This is a genomic window from Pseudomonas sp. GV085 (assembly GCF_003050925.1).
Taxonomy (GTDB): Bacteria; Pseudomonadota; Gammaproteobacteria; order Pseudomonadales; family Pseudomonadaceae; genus Aquipseudomonas.
This window is the reverse complement of sequence record NZ_QAOV01000020.1, coordinates 41,266-59,730: the sequence shown is the minus strand read 5'-3', so window position 1 is coordinate 59,730 and position 18,465 is coordinate 41,266. Positions and strand designations below refer to the sequence as shown.

At 61.6% G+C, this 18,465-nt stretch carries 20 protein-coding genes; 11 read left to right on the top strand and 9 right to left on the bottom strand.

All coding sequences use genetic code 11. From position 1 onward, the window contains the following. Positions 1-51 precede the first annotated feature (51 nt). Positions 52-804: a GntR family transcriptional regulator gene (locus C8K63_RS28345; protein WP_108219706.1), complete on the top strand. Its 753-nt coding sequence runs from the start codon at positions 52-54 to the stop codon at positions 802-804. Between the two features lies 1 nt (position 805). Beyond that, positions 806-1,369 carry an NUDIX hydrolase gene (locus C8K63_RS28340; protein ID WP_108219705.1) on the top strand — a complete coding sequence of 188 codons (564 nt, stop codon included), beginning with the start codon at positions 806-808 and terminating at the stop codon, positions 1,367-1,369. Between the two features lie 243 nt (positions 1,370-1,612). Here C8K63_RS28340 and C8K63_RS28335 read toward each other — a convergent pair whose 3' ends face one another. Both C8K63_RS28335 and C8K63_RS28330 read right to left on the bottom strand, forming a co-directional pair. Continuing rightward, a complete protein-coding gene (locus C8K63_RS28335; RefSeq protein ID WP_108219704.1) occupies positions 1,613-2,368 on the bottom strand; it encodes a DUF2063 domain-containing protein in 756 nt (251 codons plus the stop codon). Beyond that, positions 2,361-3,203: a DUF692 domain-containing protein gene (locus C8K63_RS28330; RefSeq protein WP_108219703.1), complete on the bottom strand. Its 843-nt coding sequence runs from the start codon at positions 3,201-3,203 to the stop codon at positions 2,361-2,363. The genes C8K63_RS28335 and C8K63_RS28330 overlap by 8 nt, the downstream gene beginning before the upstream one ends. A gap of 433 nt (positions 3,204-3,636) precedes the next feature. Here C8K63_RS28330 and C8K63_RS28325 point away from each other — a divergent pair, with 433 nt between their 5' ends. After that, positions 3,637-4,683, top strand: coding sequence for a class I SAM-dependent methyltransferase (locus C8K63_RS28325; protein WP_108219733.1), 1,047 nt, complete (start codon positions 3,637-3,639; stop codon positions 4,681-4,683). 125 nt (positions 4,684-4,808) lie between these two features. Next, a complete protein-coding gene (locus tag C8K63_RS28320; protein WP_108219702.1) occupies positions 4,809-5,651 on the top strand; it encodes an NAD-dependent protein deacetylase in 843 nt (280 codons plus the stop codon). Between the two features lie 116 nt (positions 5,652-5,767). Here the strand turns inward: C8K63_RS28320 and C8K63_RS28310 are convergent, their stop codons facing one another. Continuing rightward, positions 5,768-6,670, bottom strand: a complete 903-nt coding sequence (locus tag C8K63_RS28310) for a LysR family transcriptional regulator (RefSeq protein ID WP_108219701.1) — start codon at positions 6,668-6,670, stop codon at positions 5,768-5,770. Positions 6,671-6,880: 210 nt separating this feature from the next. On the opposite strand from C8K63_RS28310, the gene C8K63_RS28305 reads away from it, so the two are divergent. The 5 genes from C8K63_RS28305 (at position 6,881) to C8K63_RS28285 (ending at position 11,347) form a co-directional block, all read left to right on the top strand. Continuing rightward, positions 6,881-7,579, top strand: a complete 699-nt coding sequence (locus tag C8K63_RS28305; RefSeq protein ID WP_108219700.1) for a CoA transferase subunit A — start codon at positions 6,881-6,883, stop codon at positions 7,577-7,579. A gap of 36 nt (positions 7,580-7,615) precedes the next feature. Continuing rightward, on the top strand, positions 7,616-8,281 hold the full coding sequence (locus C8K63_RS28300) for a CoA transferase subunit B (RefSeq protein ID WP_008026717.1): 666 nt from the start codon (positions 7,616-7,618) through the stop codon (positions 8,279-8,281). Between the two features lie 11 nt (positions 8,282-8,292). Beyond that, positions 8,293-9,474, top strand: coding sequence for an acetyl-CoA C-acetyltransferase (locus C8K63_RS28295; protein WP_108219699.1), 1,182 nt, complete (start codon positions 8,293-8,295; stop codon positions 9,472-9,474). A 373-nt stretch (positions 9,475-9,847) separates the two neighbouring features. Continuing rightward, the gene (locus C8K63_RS28290; RefSeq protein ID WP_108219732.1) at positions 9,848-10,642 is read left to right on the top strand and encodes a hypothetical protein; all 795 of its coding nucleotides are present in this window, start codon (positions 9,848-9,850) and stop codon (positions 10,640-10,642) included. 138 nt (positions 10,643-10,780) lie between these two features. Beyond that, a complete protein-coding gene (locus C8K63_RS28285; protein ID WP_108219698.1) occupies positions 10,781-11,347 on the top strand; it encodes a hypothetical protein in 567 nt (188 codons plus the stop codon). Between the two features lie 3 nt (positions 11,348-11,350). Here C8K63_RS28285 and C8K63_RS28280 read toward each other — a convergent pair whose 3' ends face one another. The 3 genes from C8K63_RS28280 to C8K63_RS28270 form a co-directional block, all read right to left on the bottom strand. Continuing rightward, positions 11,351-12,067, bottom strand: a complete 717-nt coding sequence (locus tag C8K63_RS28280; protein WP_108219697.1) for an alpha/beta hydrolase — start codon at positions 12,065-12,067, stop codon at positions 11,351-11,353. 182 nt (positions 12,068-12,249) lie between these two features. Beyond that, positions 12,250-13,362 carry a succinylglutamate desuccinylase/aspartoacylase family protein gene (locus tag C8K63_RS28275; protein WP_108219696.1) on the bottom strand — a complete coding sequence of 371 codons (1,113 nt, stop codon included), beginning with the start codon at positions 13,360-13,362 and terminating at the stop codon, positions 12,250-12,252. Positions 13,363-13,568: 206 nt separating this feature from the next. Then, entirely contained in the window at positions 13,569-14,348 is a 780-nt protein-coding gene (locus C8K63_RS28270) for an ABC transporter substrate-binding protein (protein WP_108219695.1), read from the bottom strand. 330 nt (positions 14,349-14,678) lie between these two features. On the opposite strand from C8K63_RS28270, the gene C8K63_RS28265 reads away from it, so the two are divergent. Continuing rightward, a complete protein-coding gene (locus C8K63_RS28265; RefSeq protein WP_108219694.1) occupies positions 14,679-15,317 on the top strand; it encodes a type 1 glutamine amidotransferase in 639 nt (212 codons plus the stop codon). 92 nt (positions 15,318-15,409) lie between these two features. On the opposite strand, the gene C8K63_RS28260 is transcribed toward C8K63_RS28265, so the two are convergent. Next, positions 15,410-15,844 (bottom strand): rhodanese-like domain-containing protein, encoded by a 435-nt coding sequence (locus tag C8K63_RS28260; RefSeq protein ID WP_108219693.1) that lies wholly within the window; start codon positions 15,842-15,844, stop codon positions 15,410-15,412. A 101-nt stretch (positions 15,845-15,945) separates the two neighbouring features. On the opposite strand from C8K63_RS28260, the gene ftrA reads away from it, so the two are divergent. Next, positions 15,946-16,920 (top strand): transcriptional regulator FtrA, encoded by a 975-nt coding sequence (gene ftrA / locus C8K63_RS28255; RefSeq protein ID WP_108219692.1) that lies wholly within the window; start codon positions 15,946-15,948, stop codon positions 16,918-16,920. A 111-nt stretch (positions 16,921-17,031) separates the two neighbouring features. On the opposite strand, the gene cobF is transcribed toward ftrA, so the two are convergent. Further along, on the bottom strand, positions 17,032-17,787 hold the full coding sequence (gene cobF, locus C8K63_RS28250) for a precorrin-6A synthase (deacetylating) (protein ID WP_108219691.1): 756 nt from the start codon (positions 17,785-17,787) through the stop codon (positions 17,032-17,034). Continuing rightward, the gene (locus C8K63_RS28245; RefSeq protein ID WP_108219690.1) at positions 17,787-18,359 is read right to left on the bottom strand and encodes a histidine phosphatase family protein; all 573 of its coding nucleotides are present in this window, start codon (positions 18,357-18,359) and stop codon (positions 17,787-17,789) included. Before C8K63_RS28245 ends, cobF begins: the two co-directional genes overlap by 1 nt. Positions 18,360-18,465 lie beyond the last annotated feature (106 nt).

Sequence of the window (18,465 nt, the reverse complement as noted above, 5' to 3'; positions counted from 1 at the left end):
CGTAATCGAAGTGCTCTTTTTGCATGGACAGCCACAATCAGAGCGGACCCCATGAAACGCCTGCCACTCGACGACAGCTTCAAGGTCAATCGCAACCCCGTCACCCTGCGCGAAATCGTGCTGGATAAACTGCGAAGCGCCATCATGAACTTCCAGCTCCTGCCGGGAGACCGTCTGGTCGAACGCGATCTGTGCGATCGCCTGGGCGTCAGCCGTACTTCCGTGCGCGAAGCCTTGCGTCACCTGGAATCCGAAGGCCTGGTGGAGTTCGCCGACGCCAAGGGCCCGCGGGTCGCGATCATCACCCTGGCCGACGCCGGGGACATCTACGAGCTGCGCTGCGTACTCGAAGGGCTGATCGTGCAACTGTTCACCCTGCGCGCCAAGGCCAAGGACATCAAGGCCCTGGAAAAAGCCCTGGAAGAAAACCGCAAGGCGCTCAAGGACGGCGAACTGCAACAGGTCATCGACTCGGTGCAGGGTTTCTACGACGTGCTGCTCGAAGGCTCGGGCAACCATGTCGCGGCCACTCAACTGCGCCAGTTGCAGGCACGCATCAGCTACCTGCGCGCGACCTCGGTGTCCCAGGAAAACCGTCGCGGCGCCAGCAACCAGGAAATGGAACGCATGGTCGAAGCGATCAAGAGCGGTGACCCGCTGGCCGCCCACCAGGCGTGCGTCGACCACGTGCGTGCGGCCGCTGCCGTGGCCCTGGACTACCTAAAGCGCAAACAGGAAGAAACCGGCGCCACGCCGCAGATCACCCTGCCCATCGCGCTGAAAGAACCGCGCATAGGTCGCTGAAATGTTCAGCCCGAGCTTTTGCCCCAAGTGCGGCAGCGCTGATCTCGGTCAGCAACTGCCGCCGGGCGATACGCACGAGCGCCTGATGTGCCGCGGCTGCGGCTACATCCATTACGTCAATCCGAAGATCATTGCCGGCTGCATCATCGAGCAGGACGGCAAGTACCTGTTGTGCCAGCGCGCGATTCCACCGCGCCCCGGCACCTGGACGCTGCCGGCGGGCTTCATGGAAAGCGGCGAGACCACCGAGCAGGCGGCCTTGCGCGAAGTCTGGGAAGAAAGCGGCGTGCGCGCGGAAATCGTCTCGCCCTATTCGATCTTCAGCGTGCCCAGGATCAGCGAGGTGTACATCATCTTCCGCGCCATCGCGCTGGAGATCACCGGGCAGTACGGCCCGGAAACCCTCGACTACCAATTCTTCGCGCCTGAGGATATTCCCTGGGACAGCATCTACTACCCGGCGATCCGGCAGATCCTTGAACGTTATATCGAGGAGCGCCAGGCTGGGGTGTATGGCATCTACATGGGCAATGACGACAGCGGGAAGATTCACTTTATTCGCTGATAGTTGTGGGTTTTGGCTCCGGTCCTGCTCCGTGGGCCCGAGGCGCCTACCGGCCTGATTCCTCATGCGTGCGCATTTCCCCGTAGGAACTGGTAGGAGCTGTCGAGTGCAACGAGGCTGCGATCTTTTGGCTGTATTACTGACAATCAAGATCAAAAGATCGCCCGAGCGCGGACCGAGCCTTCGGCAGCTCCTACGACGTGATACATCCGCGAAATCAGATCGGCTGGCGGGCCGCCAGGATCAAACAACTCCAACAACCCCATCCCCATGCATCTGCCGCAACAACCTCAGACCACCCTCGAAAAACGCCGATGAACCAACCTGCCCCGCCTCGACCGCCAATCCTTGCAACTGTTCACGCCCGGTCACTTCGGGAAACTCTTCAATTCTCTGCAACAACCGCCACGCCAACGGACTCAATTCAGAAAACCTCACACTCCAGTCCTCCGCCCGCCGCACCAGCAGCAATGTCGGCTGATCAGGCAAAGCGTCCGGCTGATGATCCGGCCCCACCCGCTGCACCGGCCAGGCATACGCCAACGGCCAGGCCAGCGCCGATACCTGCAACGGCCGCTCCAGCAGCAACGCAGCATCACCGGCAACCAGAGGCTCGGCGTCGGACTGTTGCAAGGCCATTTCCACCCACTCGTAATGCGCCAGCTCCACCATGAACGGTGGCCACGGCCCATCGCTCAATGCTTGAGGCCCGGCCGCGAGAAACCCGACAAACTCCTGGGCGATCTCACCGAATTTCGGCGTGCGGGCACGGTAGTCCCGCAGAAAGATGCGCACCAGCGAACGCCAGCGTTCATCCCCCAGAATCTTCAGCAGCACAGGAAAAGTGCCACTGAGCAGCGAAGACAGGTTGGCGAACACCAGATCGCGGTAAACCTGTGCCCGCACCGGGTCCATTTCGGTGGGAGGCGCGTGCTGTTCAGGATCGCGCAGGTAAAGGCCCATAGTGGATTGTTGCTGCAAAAGATTCGGCTTACCCACGGTCCACACCCTCCTGTTGCAGGCGGCGAATGGTCTGCAGTTCCGCCACCAGTTCGGCGAATGCCGGAAAGTTGAAATCCCGCTCCAGCAAAGTCGGTTGTACGCCAAACCGGACATAAGCCTGGGCCAGCAACGACCACACCGCCGGTTTCACCGAGGCACCGTGGGTGTCGATCTTCAAGGTATCGGACTCGTCGAAGTGCCCGGCAATGTGCATCGCCACCACCCGACCCGAATCGATGCCCGCGAGAAACGCCTGCGGATCGAAACCGTGGTTGATCGAGTTGACGTAGACATTGTTGACGTCCAGCAGCAGGTCGCAATCAGCCTCGCGCAACACCGCATTGGTGAACGTCACCTCGTCCATGTCCTGTCGGTGCGCGGCGTAGTAGGAGACGTTTTCCACCGCCAGACGCCGGCCAAGGATGTCCTGGGCCTGACGGATACGCGCGGCGACGTGGTGCACCGCTTCTTCGGTAAACGGCAGCGGCAACAGGTCGTACAGGTGACCGTCATCGCTGCAATAGCTCAAATGCTCGCTGTACAACGGCACGTTGTAGTGATCGAGAAAAACCCGGATTTCCTGCAAAAACCCGACGTCCAGCGGCGACGCCCCGCCCAGGGACAGGGACAGGCCGTGACAGGACAACGGATAACGCTCGGCCAGCGCCCGCAGCGCCGCACCATGGGCACCGCCGATGCCGATCCAGTTCTCCGGCGCGACTTCCAGAAAGTCGAAATGGCCGGTCGGGGCCGCTTGCAGTTCTTTGAGTAAACCGCGACGCAGGCCAAGCCCTGCGCTGGCCCTGCCTACGGGGGCAATGGATGTCTGCATGGTGTCGATCTCGCATGTGTCCAGGATTGCGGGCAGGTGCCCGCCTTGAGACACAGTTAATCGAAGGGGTGTATCGGGACTGTGTTCGACAGGGGCCGACAATGGGTGTCTGTGTATCGAAACCGGGGTTGGACACAATGGAATACACGACACAAATCCCTTGTGGGAGCGGGCTTGCTCGCGATAGCGGATTTACATTCAATGCTAATGGTGGCTGATCCGCCGCCTTCGCGAGCAGGCTCGCTCCCACAGGGGTTTAGTGTCAGTCAGGGAGGCTTTCGTCGCTCGAGACAGCAGTACACACGCCCCGAACTAAACTCAACGCACACAGGGCCCGCTCAGCGTCCTGCACATTCCCACGACCACCGCCCAGCGGCGAACACCTCGCCAGACACCGCCCCTGGACCATGATCCTGCTTAAGGAGCACACATGATGGACGAGGCCAGACTCAACGATTTCATGGGTAAACTGGTGAATGACATGGGCGGCGCGGCGATGCTCGCCAACGTCATCCTCGGCGAAGAGCTCGGCCTGTACCGGGCGATGGCCGACAGTCAGCCGATCACCCCCGAAACCCTTGCCGGGAAAACCGGCTGCAACACCCGCCTGCTGCGCGAATGGCTCAGCGCCCATGCCGCCTCCGGCTACATGGAACACCATGATGGCCAGTTCCGCCTGCCCGAAGAGCAGGCCATGGCTTTGGCAAACGAAGACTCACCGGTCTATGTGGCGGGCGGGATCAGCGTAGTCGCGTCGTTTTTCCACGACAAGGACAAGCTGGTCAACGCCATGCGCGGCAACGGCGCCCTGCCCTGGGGCGATCACCATCCGTGCATGTTCAGCGGCACCGAACGCTTCTTCCGCCCCGGCTACAAAGCCCACTTGGTCGCCGAATGGTTGCCGGCCCTCGACGGTGTGGTGGCCAAACTGGAAGCCGGGGCCAAAGTGGCGGACATCGGCTGCGGCCATGGTGCCTCCACGGTGATCATGGCCCAGGCGTTTCCGGATTCGCGCTTCGTCGGTTTCGACTACCACGCGCCCTCCGTTACCGTTGCCACCCAACGCGCCGAAGAAGGCGGTGTATCCAGCCGGGCCAGGTTCTTCCAGGGCACAGCCAAAAGCTACCCAGGCAGCGACTACGACCTGATCTGCTACTTCGACTGCCTGCACGACATGGGCGACCCGGTAGGTGCGGCCAAACACGCTTATGAATCGCTGAAGGACGACGGCACGGTGCTGCTGGTCGAGCCCTACGCCAACGACTTGCTCGACGACAACGTCAACCCGGTCGGACGCCTGTTCTACGCGGCCTCGACCTTCATCTGCACGCCCAACTCGCTGTCCCAGGAAGTCGGCCTCGGCCTCGGCGCCCAGGCCGGTGAAGCGCGGTTGCGCAAGGTGTTCAGCGAGGCTGGATTCAGCCGTTTTCGCCGGGCCACGGAAACGCCGTTCAACCTGATACTGGAGGCGCGTAAATAATCTTCGCCGCCATCTGTAGGAGCGAGCCCGCTCGCGATGAACGTGATCACGCCGCGGGGTGTCAGGCTTACAGTGTTATCGTTGACGACCATCGCGAGCAAGCTCGCTCCTACAGGTTTCCCGACATGCTTGACCGCCTGATCCATGAACAGCTCGATCGCCTCCATCAGCTCATGGCCGACGCGCCGTTCGCCGTGCTGACCGGAGCCGGTATCAGCACGCCATCGGGTATTCCGGATTATCGCGACAACCAGGGCGTGCGGCGTGGCCGGCAGCCGATGATGTACCAGGAATTTCTCTCGGCCCCGGAGTCCCGGCGGCGCTATTGGGCGCGGGCGATGCTCGGCTGGCCACGGGTGCGTCTGGCGCAGCCGAACGTGGCCCACGACACCCTGGCCCGTTTGCAAGGCACGCGGCAGATCAGCGGGTTGATCACCCAGAACGTCGACACCCTGCACGACCAGGCCGGCAGCCATGACGTGATCGAGCTCCACGGCAGTCTGCACCGGGTTTTGTGCCTGGATTGCGGTCGGCGCAGCGAGCGCGATTCGATCCAGCGCCTGATGGAAACACAGAACCCGTACCTGGCCGGCGTCGACGCGGTACAGGCGCCGGACGGCGACACCTTGCTCGACCCGGCCTTCGAGGCACGCTTCCAGGTCCCGAACTGCCCGCATTGCGCCGGGGAACGGATGAAGCCGGATGTGGTGTTCTTTGGCGAGAACGTTGCGCAGGCCACGGCGGCCAAGGCGATGGTGACCGTTGAACGGGCTGCCGGGTTGTTGGTGCTCGGGTCTTCGTTGATGGCCTATTCGGCATTTCGTCTGTGCCAGGCGGTGGTGGATCAGGGCAAGCCGTTGATCGCGATCAACCTGGGCAAGACCCGGGCCGATGAGATGCTGGACTTGAAGATCGAGGGGGCATGCGAGCAGTTTCTTCCGTTATTGGCCCAACGCCTTAACCACTGACAAAACCCAATCCCTGTAGGAGTGAGCCTGCTCGCGATGGGGCCAGCACATACAACATCGTTGTCGACTGACACTGCGCCATCGCGAGCAGGCTCACTCCTACAGGGAGATTGTGTTCAGCTCATGGCAACTCGCTGCCCCAGGTTTTCCTCCTTCAGCACATCAAACAACGCCTGCGCCGCCGCCGACAGCTCTCCCCCGGGCAACGTCAACACCCCCAGCGCCCGCTCCACCACCGGGTCACGCAAAGTGATGCAACGCGCCCCCAGCTCACGCATCTGCCCGGCACACAAGGCCGGCACCGCGCTCACGCCCAAGCCACTGGCGACCATGCGCCCGACCGTCGCCAGTTGATGGCTTTCAAACTCCACCGGCAGTTTCATGCCGCGGGCCTGCAAATGCTCTTCAAGCATGACCCGCACGGTGGACGGTCGCTGCAAGGTAATGAACGGTTCCTTGAGCAGGGTTTGCCAGTCGATGTCATCGAGTTCGGCCAGTGCCGAATCCAGGGGCACTACTGCGACAAATCGGTCGATGTACAACGGCGTGAATTGCAGCGACGAACTCATGGTCGGCTCGAACGCCACCCCCAGTTCCACCTGGCGGTCACGGACCATTTCCAGCACCTGCTCGTTGATCACGTCATTGACCGTCACGTTGACGTTCGGATAACGGGCGCGGAATGTCTTGAGGATCGGCGGCAGCAGGTTGCCAGCGAACGACGGCATCGCCGCCAGAGTCACGCGACCGCGCTGCAGGGTGAAGCGTTGACGCAGTTCATCCTCGACATTGTCCCAGTCGGCGATCAGCCGGCGCGCCAGCGGCACCAGGGATTCGCCTTCGGCGGTGAGCGCCACGTTGCGCGTTGTGCGGGTGAACAAGCGCCCGCCCAGGCCCTCCTCCAGCGCCTTGATGGTCAGGCTCAGGGCCGATTGCGACAGGTGCAGGCGTTCGCAGGCCACGGCAAAGCTCAGGCTCTGGGCTACGGCCAGAAAGGCGCGGATCTGCTTGACGGTCATACTCGATTTCTCCCGGGTATTGTAGGAGCTGCCGAAGGCTGCGCTCTTTTGATCTTGATCCAAAAGAGCGCAGCCTTCGGCAGCCCCTACATATTGTTGAGTTTTATCTATTAATCAACCTTAAAAAACAACTTAACAAATGAATACTCCAGCGAGACACTCCATTCCATTCGGCTAGCCAGCCGCCCACAAAGAATAAAAGAGGTGCATATGGCAGGTTTCGACAAGCGCGTGAGTTCCTACGAGGAAGCGTTGGCAGGTCTTGAAGACGGCATGACCGTGATCGCCGGCGGCTTCGGCCTGTGCGGGATCCCGGAAAACCTGATCAACGAGATCAAGCGCAAAGGTACTCGCGACCTCACCGTGGTTTCCAACAACTGCGGCGTCGACGGTTTCGGCCTCGGCGTACTGCTGACCGACCGCCAGATCAGCAAAGTGGTGGCGTCCTACGTCGGCGAAAACAAGCTGTTCGAAGAGCAACTGCTCAACGGCGAAATCGAAGTCACCCTGACCCCGCAAGGCACCCTCGCTGAAAAAATGCGCGCAGGCGGTGCCGGCATCCCGGCCTTCTTCACCGCTACCGGCGTTGGCACGCCTGTCGCCGACGGCAAGGAAGTCCGCGAATTCCATGGCCGCAAGTACCTGATGGAAGAGTCCATCACCGGCGACTTCGCCATCGTCAAAGGCTGGAAAGCCGACCATTTCGGTAACGTGATCTATCGCCACACGGCCCAGAACTTCAACCCGCTGGCCGCCACCGCCGGCAAGATCACCGTGGTCGAAGTCGAAGAAATCGTCGAACCCGGCGAGCTGGACCCGGCGCAGATCCACACCCCTGGCATCTACGTCGACCGGATCATCTGCGGCACGTTCGAGAAGCGCATCGAACAGCGCACCGTGCGTAAGTGATCCCCTGCCCCCGGACCGAATGAAGGAATAACGACAATGGCACTTTCCCGCGAACAAATGGCTCAGCGCGTCGCCCGCGAAATGCAGGACGGCTTCTACGTGAACCTGGGTATCGGCATTCCGACCCTGGTCGCCAACTACATCCCCGAAGGCATGGAAGTCATGCTGCAATCGGAAAACGGCTTGTTGGGCATGGGTCCTTTTCCTACTGAAGAAACCATCGATGCCGACATGATCAACGCCGGCAAGCAAACCGTGACCGCGCGTACCGGCGCGTCGATTTTCTCCTCCGCCGAATCCTTCGCGATGATCCGCGGTGGTCATGTCGACCTGACCGTGTTGGGCGCCTTTGAGGTGGACGTGCAAGGCAACATCGCCTCGTGGATGATCCCCGGCAAACTGGTCAAGGGCATGGGCGGCGCGATGGACCTGGTAGCCGGCGCCGACAACATCATCGTCATCATGACCCACGCGTCCAAGGACGGTGAGTCCAAGCTGTTGTCCCAATGCAGCCTGCCGTTGACCGGCGCCGGATGCATCAAGCGCGTACTGACCGACCTGGCTTACCTGGAAATCGAAAACGGCGCGTTCATTTTGAAAGAGCGTGCACCGGGCGTCAGCGTCGAAGAGATCGTCGCCAAGACTGCCGGTAAACTGATCGTGCCGGACCACGTGCCGGAAATGCAGTTCGCTGCCCAGTGAGGAATCATTCCATGCAAGAAGTCGTCATTGTTGCCGCCACGCGCACCGCGATCGGCAGCTTCCAGGGATCCCTGGCCAATGTGTCCGCGGTTGACCTGGGCGCTGCGGTGATCCGCCAGTTGCTGGCACAAACCGGCCTGGACCCTGCGCAAGTCGATGAAGTGATCATGGGCCAGGTGCTGACCGCCGGCGCCGGGCAAAACCCTGCACGCCAGGCCGCGATCAAGGCCGGCCTGCCCTTCGCCGTGCCGGCCATGACCCTGAACAAGGTCTGCGGCTCGGGTCTCAAGGCCCTGCACCTGGGCGCCCAGGCGATTCGCTGCGGCGATGCCGAAGTGATCATCGCCGGCGGCCAGGAAAACATGAGCCTGGCCAACTACGTGATGCCCGGCGCCCGCACCGGCCTGCGCATGGGCCACGCGCAAATCGTCGACACCATGATCAGCGATGGCCTGTGGGATGCATTCAACGATTTCCACATGGGCATCACCGCCGAGAACCTGGCCGAGAAGTACAGCCTGACTCGCGAGCAGCAGGACGCGTTCGCCGCCGCCTCGCAACAGAAAGCCGTGGCCGCCATCGAAGCCGGGCGCTTCGTCGATGAAATCACCCCGATCCTGATCCCGCAGCGCAAGGGCGATCCGCTGTCCTTCGCCACCGACGAGCAGCCACGGGCCGGCACCACCGCCGAATCCCTGGGCAAGCTCAAGCCGGCCTTCAAGAAAGACGGTTCGGTGACCGCCGGCAACGCCTCGTCGCTGAACGACGGTGCCGCGGCCGTGATCCTGATGAGCGCTGAAAAGGCCAAGGCCCTCGGCCTGCCGGTACTGGCGAAAATCGCCGCCTACGCCAACGCAGGCGTCGATCCGGCGATCATGGGCATCGGCCCGGTGTCGGCCACGCGCCGCTGCCTGGACAAGGCCGGCTGGAACATCGACCAGCTTGAGCTGGTTGAAGCCAACGAAGCCTTCGCCGCGCAATCCCTGGCGGTGGCCAAGGACCTGGAATGGGACTTGAACAAGGTCAACGTCAACGGCGGCGCCATTGCCTTGGGTCACCCGATCGGGGCCTCGGGTTGCCGCGTGCTGGTGACCCTGCTGCATGAAATGCTCAAGCGCGACGCCAAAAAAGGCCTCGCCACCCTGTGTATCGGAGGTGGTCAGGGCGTGGCACTGGCGCTCGAGCGAGCGTAAGCCAACAGCGTTCAACAGATGGCGCGGGGACCCACGAAGATCCGTGACCGTCTGGAAAAACACCCGGTGCGATGCAAGTCGCACCGGGTTCTTTTTTGCCCGCGTTTTTTCAGGTGGACCGAGTCATCGTTCATCGTCGGAACGCCACCCGGAGCAAACTCCGGCGATGAAGCCCTATCTGTCACCCCAAAAACTACAGAATCAACCATGGCTGATTGGCCCTATCGCAGGATGCCCAAAAAACGTATGCGCAAAAGACCTTTCGCAAAATGTCCAAGGGCTTGATTTTTGTATACAAAAATCGAACACACATAAGGCAATCTACCCGATGCAATGTTACCGTTGCCACCTCATACAGGTCGGAGACGTGCGCGTGTTGATCCTCAAATTGCTGGTGATCCCAGGCTTCCTGCTACTGATTTCCCTGGCTGGCAAACGCTGGGGGCCGAGCGTGGCCGGTTGGTTATCGGGGTTGCCGGTGGTGGTCGGGCCGATCCTGTTGTTCCTCGCCCTCGAACAGGGCCAGGCGTTCGCTGCGCAATCGGCCACCGCTGCGCTATCGGCCATGTTCGCGATGATTGCGTTTTGCGTGACCTACGCCCAGGTCGCACAACGGGCCGGATGGCCGCTGGCGCTGGTGATCTCGCTGTCGGTCTGGGCGCTGGTGGCGGTTGCCCTGTCGCTGATCCCGGCCTCCCTGGTGTTTTCGGTGTGCGCCGCCGCCACCGCGCTGCTTGCCGCACCGTACCTGTTCCCCGCCGTGCAACCGGTGCTCAATGGCCCGGCGCCGAAATCCGACAAACTCCTGCTGCGCATGCTGGCCGGTGCTTTGCTCACGTTGGTCGTGACCCTGCTGGCCAGCACTGTCGGCGACCGCTGGAGCGGCCTGCTGGCGGTGTTCCCGGTATTGGGTAGCGTGATGGCGGTGTTCTCCCAGCAAACCCGTGGGCCGGCCTTTACCGCCGCGTTGCTGCGCGCCACCGCCACCGGCATGTACTCGTTCGCCGCCTTCTGCCTGGTGTTGGCGCTGGCCCTGCCAACGATGGGAATGAACGCTTTTGTGCTGGGCATCGCGGTGTCGGTGGCCATGCTGGGCGTGACCAAGCGTTTGCTGGCGCGGCCGGCCGGTCCGACGACACACACTGAAGGCGCTGCCATCAAACGCTAGGCTGCATCGGGTCATCGGGATGTCCTCAGCATAGGTGGGTGCCCGGCCAAGGTGACCGCTCGGTAGAGCACACTGGAACGCATCACAACCTCCATGGGATGATCGCGCCCCACCGCGCGCCCATCCCTGGAGATCCCGATGTCATTGTTGAGTAAAAAAGCCCTTGTCCTGCTGCTGGCAGCCGCTACCGGCCTGGGGGCTTTGAATGCGCAGGCCGCCAAGGCCACTTCCAGCGATGCGCCCGCCCGGAAAGTCTCGATGCTCGGCGGCAAGTTCACCTTCAACCTGCCCAAGGGTTTCATCGCCAACCCGCTGCCGGCCAGCCCGGAGGGTGCGAGCGGCACCCTGTACAGCAATGAAACCACCAAGACCGTGGTGATCGCCGCTGAAAACACCCTGCCCAACGGTATCAGCGTCAAGGACAACGACGGCGCGTTCCTCGACGGCACCGTGGCCGATTTCGATGCGGCGCAACACAAGTCCCTGCCCGACTACAACAAGCTCAGCGAGAAAGCCCTGACCCGGACAACCGGGCTGGGCCTGCGCCAGGTTGACGGCACTGCCACTCAGGGCGGTGGCCTGACCCTCACCACCACGCTGATGGCGGCATCCGGTACCCGCATGGCGGTGATCCAGGTGATTTCCCGTCCCGGCGACATGGCGGCCCACGAAACCCTGATCAAACAGATCGTCAGCGGAAAATAAGGCTCAGGGGTTGAGACGCTGCAACCAGGCGCTCAAATCCTGGATCTCGTCGGCGCTGATGTTGTGACCGACACCGGGGTAGCCGTGGAACTCGGGTTCGAGTGACACGCTCTGCAACAGGCTGTTGGCTTCGGTGCCATCGCTGTAGGGGAGGCGTTTGTCCTGTTCGCCATGACCGATGAAAATGGCCAGCGACTGGCGTTTTTCATCCGGTACAAGCTCGGACTTGAGCACTGGCAGAATCCGTCCGCTCAATGCAGCGATCCCGCCGAGCGCCTCGGGATGCCGCAGGCCCACTTCGTAGGACATGATCGCACCCTGGCTGAATCCCACCAGGTACACCTTCTCGGGTTCGGTGTGATATTTCTTCGTGGCCTGTGCGACAAAATCCAGCAGTACCTGGCCGCTGGACTTCAGATCATCGGTCTCGCCGTTGTAGGCCCCTTCACCCTTCTTGCGGAACCACTGGTAACTGCCCTCCTGCATCACTATCGGCGCTCGTACCGACAGGTAGGTGTAGGACTCGGGCAAATTATCCTTGATATCGAACAGGTCCTGCTCGTTACTGCCGTAACCGTGGAGGAAAATCACCAGAGGTTGATGGTTCGAATCGGCGTTGGCCTGTTCCAGGTATTTGAGCGGCAAGTCGGTTTGCAGCGGGGTTTGGGCGTGGACGACAGTGGATGCCAGGAGCGTAAGCAGCGCGAGAATCTTCAACATGGGTCTTCCTTCACGGAATGCAGGATTCGGGGAAGAGCCTAACACTGGTCAGTAGGCAGAGACATCTCGGGTGTGGCTGATGCCGTCATCGCGAGCAGGCTCGCTCCTACAGATGAAATGCATTCCACTGTAGGAGCGAGCCTGCTCGCGATGAGGCCAGGACAGACAGCGAAGTACCTGGCTCAGTCGTTGATCAACTTCCCCACCCGAATCGGCTCGCGCCCCGCCACTTTCGCCTGCCAGGTCCCCGGCTGGGTATAACGCCCACGGTCGATGGCAAACAGCACGCCGCTGGTGCCGGCCTGCACGGTGGTGACCTTGTCGCTCAACGGGTCGACCACCTCGAACAGCGCATCGCCCTTTTCCACCCACTCCCCGGCCTCACGCAGGAAGCTGACTACGCCGTGATGCGGTGCGAACAGGTATTGGGTGCCTTCGAATGGCATGCCTTCACAGCATTCGGCCGGTGCCGCCGGCCAGGTGCCGGAGATGAAACCCTGCTCGGCGAGAAACCCGAGAATGGCCTCACAATTGGCCTGGGCCTGGTCGACACGGGTGTCGCCCATGCTGCCCAGCTCCAGCGTGGTCGCCAGGTTGGCCGGCGGAATCGCCGCCGCCGGGAACGCCCTGGCCAGGCGCAACCATGGCGAAGAACAGGACTCATCGAACGAACTGCCGCCGGAGTCTTCACACAACAGCGCCACGCTGGCCTTCAAACGCGCCGCCAGGGATTGCCATTGTGGCCAGTGCTGCGGCAACGCGTAGAGGTGGATCGCCGCATCGAAGTCGCAATGCAGGTCGAGGGTGATGTCGGCGTCGCAGGCATGGCGCAGCAACAGACGGTGCATCGCTTCCAGCTGCGATGTCGCTGCCGGCAAGTCGTCGAGGACCTGGCCCATGGCCTGGCGAATCAGCGCGATGTTGGCCTGGGCATCGCTGCCGAGGCGATCACCGATCAACCCGGCCACCGGCGCACTGAGTTCGACGAACGAGCGGTTGAAGTTCTTGCCGCTGCCGAGCTCGAAACGCCCCATGTGGCTGCCTTGCAGGTGCTGATCGAGGCCGATGGGATTGGCCACTGGCACCAGTTCGATCATACCGTTCAATTGTCCCTGTTGCTCAAGCTCGGTCAGGCGCTTCTTCAACTCCCAGGCCGTGCGCATGCCCGGCAATTCGTCGGCGTGCAGGCTGGCCTGGATGTACACCTTGCGCGTGCCCGCGCCATAACGAAACACGCTGAGGGTGCGCTCGGTGCCCAGGTGGCTCCAGGGAAGCTTGTGGTCGATGCGTTGCATGGGAAACTCCTACAGAACCTGTAGGAGCGAGCTTGCTCGCGATGGGCTCACCGGCGCCGCGTTTATCCAATGACAACGCGTCATCGTTAACGTCCATCGCGAGCAAGCTCGCTCCTACAGTTGGGATATGTGTCAGGCAGGATAAATCAGGAACACAAAAAAAATGGCAACCGCGCCAACGGTTGCCACTTTTTCAACCCGCTCGCTTACTCGCCATAAACGTCAAACTTGAAGTACTTGTCCTGCACTTGCTTGTACTTGCCGTTGGCGCGGATGTCGGTGATCGCTGTGTTGAATTTCTCGGCCAGGGCGGTATCACCCTTGCGCACGGCAATGCCGGCGCCGCCACCGAAGTATTCCGGATCGTTGTACTCAGGGCCGACGAAGGCAAAACCTTTACCGGCGTCGGTTTTCAGGAAACCGTCGTCCAGGTTGACCGAATCGGCCAGCAACGCGTCAATGCGGCCGGAGACCATGTCCAGGTTGGCTTCCTGCTGGGAGCCGTAACGCACCAGGACAATTCCCGCCGGTTGCAATACTTCAGTGGCGAAGCGGTCGTGGGTACTGGCACGCAGCACACCGACTTTCTTGCCCTTGAGTTCGGTCAGCGGGTCCTTGACGTCGCTGCCTTCCTTCATCACGAAGCGCGCCGGGGTGTGGTAGTACTTGATGGTGAAATCGACGTTCTTCTTGCGATCGTCAGTGATGGTCATGGACGACAAGATGGCGTCGATTTTCTTGACCTTCAGTGCAGGGATCAGGCCGTCGAACTCTTGCTCGACCCAGGTGCACTTGACCTTCATCTGCTCGCACAGGGCGTCGCCGATGTCCACGTCGAAACCGGTGAGTTTGCCGTCAGGGGTTTTCATCGAGAATGGCGGGTAGCCGGCTTCGATGCCGATGCGGATCGGCTTGGCGTCATCAGCCACGGCGGTCAGGGACAACATCGACAGTGCCAGGGCACCGAACATCACTAGCTTCTTCATTTATAACTCCTGTGCGCGGAGGCTTTTATTGGCAGCTTCGATTGGCAGCGTTCGGTTATCGCTTTGTGAGCGGGAACCGAAGTGGCCGGCAGTCTAGAGTGGCTACCGGAGGGCAAATTACGCCGAGGCGACAAATATTTATAGAAAAGTGGCGGCAGGATGGAGGTATTGAGATGCACGCGCCATCACGGGGCAAAGTCTGTCGGACAAGTCGCGTTTTCAGCACAAACCTGCAGCGTTTGCGGCTGCATCCGACGGAATGAGACGACTGGCGATGCTGGATGTTTTACGGCACATTGAGTGCCCTTGCGTCCCATCGAGACTAGCGTAATGCCCACGTTGAACCTGATCCAGCACCACCCCGCCGAAGGTCCGGGTGCCATCGCCATCTGGGCCGAATCCCGAGGGCTGGCGCTGAAGGTGTTTCGCGCCGACCTGGGCCAATTGCCGCCCGTCAGCGCCGATCCCGTGATCCTGTTGGGTGGGCCTTACGAATCCAATGCCGGTCCGGCCTGGCTGGAAGCCGAACGGCAATGGCTCGCAGGCACTCTGGTACTGGGTGGGGCCGTATTCGCGATTTGCCTGGGGGCACAGTTGCTGGCGCTGAGTCTCGGAGGGAATGTACGGCGGATGGACCAGACCGAAACCGGATGGACCCGCGTGACCTTTATCGATGGGCAAACGCTGAAGGCGCTGGAGTGGCACGAAGACGCCATCGACCTGCCGCCTGCCGCGCAACTGCTGGCCAGCAGCGCGTTATGCGCACAGCAGATGTACCGCGCCGGGCCGACGCGGCTGGGGTTGCAGTTTCATCCGGAGTGGAATGCCGAATCGGTGGCCTTGCTCAATGCGCATTTTGGCGATGAGTCGCCGTTGCCACGGGGGGAGCAGGAGACCGAGGCTTATGCAGCGGTGGCCGCGTGGTTGGAAGCGACACTGGATGAGTGGTGGGCGGCCGCAAATCAATAAAAAAGATCAAAAGATCGCAGGCTGCGCCAGCTCCTACAGGCACCGCAATCCAATGTAGGAGCTGGCGCAGCCTGCGATCTTTTACGGTTACATCAACACTCGCAACCGACCACGCTGCTGGCTTGCCGCTGTACCCCGACACTCAATTCAAACCCTTCATCCAGCCACCCGGTCACGCCGCCGATCATCTCCTTGACCGGATAACCCAGGGCCGCCAGTTTCACTGCAGCCTTGTTGGCGCCATTGCAATGAGGCCCCGCGCAATAGACCACAAACAGGCTGTTTTTCGGATACCCGGCCAAACCTTCGGCGGTCAGCAAGCGCCTGGGAATGTTGATCGCTCCCGACACATGCCCGCGTTCGAACGCCAGCGGGCCACGAACATCCACCAGAACGAAATCGACTTCGCCAGCCAGCTGGCTGCCGTGGACGTCGGAACAATCGGTTTCGAACGTCAGACGGTTGCTGAAATGCATCAGGGCGATGGCCGATGGGGCGGCGGGAATTTCGCGTACCAGACTGGTCATGTTGTGTACTCCAAGGAATCGGTGGGTGTAGGAGGACTTTATCCGCCAGCCACTTGCCGCTACAGTGGCGCACAAGACACTCACCGGGAACTTTCCGCCAAATGCACCTCAGCCCAGGAATGGTTGCGATTCTGGCCTACGACGGCCTCTGCACGTTCGAGTTCGGCATTGCCGTGGAGATCTTCGGCCTGCCACGCCCGGAATTCGATTTCCCGTGGTACGAGCATCGTATCGTCGCCATCGATCATGGCCCGATGCGTGCCATGGGTGGCATCCAGGTCCTGGCCGATGGCGGCATGGAAATGCTCGCCGACGCGCGGACCATCATCATCCCCGGCTGGCGCGACCGCAGCGCCGCAGTACCCGCGCCGCTGATCGCCGCCCTGCGCCAGGCCCATGCGCGGGGGGCGCGGTTGCTGTCGATCTGCTCCGGTGTTTTCGTCCTCGCCGCCACCGGCTTGCTCGACGGGCGCGGCGCGACCACGCACTGGCGCTATACCTCGGAACTGGCCGAGCGGTTTCCCGGCATCCTGGTGGACCCGGGCGTGCTGTATGTCGATTCAGGCCAATTGATCACTTCCGCTGGCAGCGCGGCAGGCATCGATGCCTGCCTGCATCTGGTGGCACGGGATTTCGGTACGCAGGTGGCCAACTCCGTGGCCCGACGCCTGGTCATGTCCCCGCAACGCAGTGGTGGCCAGGCGCAATTCATTCCGACACCGGTCAGCCCGACACCGCGCAGCGATCTTTCCCGTGTCATGCAGTGGGCACGCGAGCGTTTGCACGAGCCGCTGGAGGTGCGCGACCTGGCCAGCGAAGCTGCCATGAGCGAACGCACGTTCCTGCGCCGCTTCACTGAAGCCAGTGGCCAGTCACCAAAAACCTGGTTGCAGCACGAACGCCTGGGCCGCGCCCGCGAACTGCTGGAAAGCAGCGACCAGAACACCGAGCTGATAGCCGAACGTTGTGGTTATCGCTCGGTGGAAAGCTTCCGGGTGGCCTTTCGAACGGTGGTTGGCGTGCCGCCGTCGGTGTATCGGGAGCGGTTTGGGCGTGGGGGCAATGCTGGTTTTTGAGGTGTTCTCGAGGGCCTCTTCGCGAGCAGGCTCGCTCCCACAGGGAACTGCATTTCAAATAATGTGGGAGCGAGCCTGCTCGCGAAGGCGCCAGACCGGGCAATTCAGCGCTCAAGGCTTGCGCAACAAATAGGTATCCATGATCCAGCCATTGGCCAGCCTTGCAGCCTTGCGCACCCGTTCGATTTCATCCGCCACATCCTTGAGCCTGCCGCTGATCAGGATTTGATCCGGCGTCCCCAGATAGGCGCCCCAGTAAATCTCGGTGTCCTGATCCACCACCTGACGGTAAGCATCCTGAGCATCGAGCATCACCACCAGGCTGTCGGCATCGCTCACCTGCCCTGCCGCCAGACGCCGGCCCGTGGTGATTTCAACCGAGCGGCCAATCTGGTTGAGCGGCACCTTGTGCTGTGCCGCCAACGCCTGGACGCTGGTAATGCCGGGGATCACCTCGAATTCGAATGCACAGGCGCCAGAGAGCTGGATCGCCTGCAAGATGCGCAGGGTGCTGTCGTACAGCGCCGGATCGCCCCACACCAGAAAACCACCACACTGGCCGTCGGACAATTCCTCGTTGATCAGCCGTTCGAAGGTCTGCTGCCTGGCCAGGTTCAGGTCGTCGACACTGGTCTTGTAGTCCACTTCACCGCGCTCGCGCTCCGGGCTGTGGGCTTCGACAAAACGGTAAGCGTGGTCGGTGATGTAGCGTGAACAGATTTCGCGCCGCAAATCGATGAGTGTGTTTTTGCTCTCGCCCTTGTCCATGAGAAAAAAAACGTCGACCTGATTCAGCGCCTTCACCGCTTGCATCGTGATGTAGTCGGGATTGCCAGCACCGATACCGATGACCAGGAGTTTTTTCATCACAGCAAGTCCTCGGGGCCGGTGCCCGGCAAGCGCAGCCGCCAGCGGCCATGGAACCGCAACTCGACCGCCGACAGGGGTTCGACGTCGATCAGGCCGGACGATGCGCCTTGCAACACCTGCGTCAGTGCGGCGCGGATGACGAAGGGATGGGTAATGGCAACGATGTGCCCTGGCGTCGACTGCAACGTTGTCAACCACGCGCCCACGCGCTCGCCCAGTTGCACCAGCGACTCACCACCGTGGGGTGCCGAAGCCGGGTCGCCCAGCCAATGCTGGAGCGCTTCGGAAGCGTTTTTTTGCAGATCGCCAATGCGCTCACCGCCCCAGCGCCCGAAGTCGCAGTCCTTCAGCGCGTCAACAATCTCCGATGCGCTGCCGAACAGTTCAGCGGTTTGCCGGGTGCGCAATTCCGGGCCGCAGACGAGGCGTGGAGTGCCCTTGAACTGATTGCCACGGGAAAGCCTGAGCGCTTGCCAATCCATCTCCAGAGGCTCGTCCAATGGAAAACGCGCCAATTTCTGTGCGACGGTTCGAGCATGACAAATCAGGGTTAAACGGGTCGCCTGCACCAGCAATCACTCTAAAGATGGAAAGGAACGACGGCGTCAGGGGACCGCCATCGGGCAATTGTGCCGCAACAAAGCAGCCCCGGGTGGTGTTTAATTTTCCTGCCTG

Bases quoted from the DNA above. Each gene is read 5' to 3' on its own strand.
- C8K63_RS28345 (WP_108219706.1), top strand. From the start codon at position 52: ATGAAACGCCTGCCACTCGACGACAGCTTCAAGGTCAATCGCAACCCC.
- C8K63_RS28340 (WP_108219705.1), top strand. From the start codon at position 806: ATGTTCAGCCCGAGCTTTTGCCCCAAGTGCGGCAGCGCTGATCTCGGT.
- C8K63_RS28330 (WP_108219703.1), bottom strand. From the start codon at position 3,203: ATGCAGACATCCATTGCCCCCGTAGGCAGGGCCAGCGCAGGGCTTGGC.
- C8K63_RS28325 (WP_108219733.1), top strand. From the start codon at position 3,637: ATGGACGAGGCCAGACTCAACGATTTCATGGGTAAACTGGTGAATGAC.
- C8K63_RS28320 (WP_108219702.1), top strand. From the start codon at position 4,809: ATGCTTGACCGCCTGATCCATGAACAGCTCGATCGCCTCCATCAGCTC.
- C8K63_RS28310 (WP_108219701.1), bottom strand. From the start codon at position 6,670: ATGACCGTCAAGCAGATCCGCGCCTTTCTGGCCGTAGCCCAGAGCCTG.
- C8K63_RS28305 (WP_108219700.1), top strand. From the start codon at position 6,881: ATGGCAGGTTTCGACAAGCGCGTGAGTTCCTACGAGGAAGCGTTGGCA.
- C8K63_RS28300 (WP_008026717.1), top strand. From the start codon at position 7,616: ATGGCACTTTCCCGCGAACAAATGGCTCAGCGCGTCGCCCGCGAAATG.
- C8K63_RS28295 (WP_108219699.1), top strand. From the start codon at position 8,293: ATGCAAGAAGTCGTCATTGTTGCCGCCACGCGCACCGCGATCGGCAGC.
- C8K63_RS28285 (WP_108219698.1), top strand. From the start codon at position 10,781: ATGTCATTGTTGAGTAAAAAAGCCCTTGTCCTGCTGCTGGCAGCCGCT.
- C8K63_RS28280 (WP_108219697.1), bottom strand. From the start codon at position 12,067: ATGTTGAAGATTCTCGCGCTGCTTACGCTCCTGGCATCCACTGTCGTC.
- C8K63_RS28275 (WP_108219696.1), bottom strand. From the start codon at position 13,362: ATGCAACGCATCGACCACAAGCTTCCCTGGAGCCACCTGGGCACCGAG.
- C8K63_RS28270 (WP_108219695.1), bottom strand. From the start codon at position 14,348: ATGAAGAAGCTAGTGATGTTCGGTGCCCTGGCACTGTCGATGTTGTCC.
- C8K63_RS28265 (WP_108219694.1), top strand. From the start codon at position 14,679: ATGCCCACGTTGAACCTGATCCAGCACCACCCCGCCGAAGGTCCGGGT.
- C8K63_RS28260 (WP_108219693.1), bottom strand. From the start codon at position 15,844: ATGACCAGTCTGGTACGCGAAATTCCCGCCGCCCCATCGGCCATCGCC.
- ftrA (WP_108219692.1), top strand. From the start codon at position 15,946: ATGCACCTCAGCCCAGGAATGGTTGCGATTCTGGCCTACGACGGCCTC.
- cobF (WP_108219691.1), bottom strand. From the start codon at position 17,787: ATGAAAAAACTCCTGGTCATCGGTATCGGTGCTGGCAATCCCGACTAC.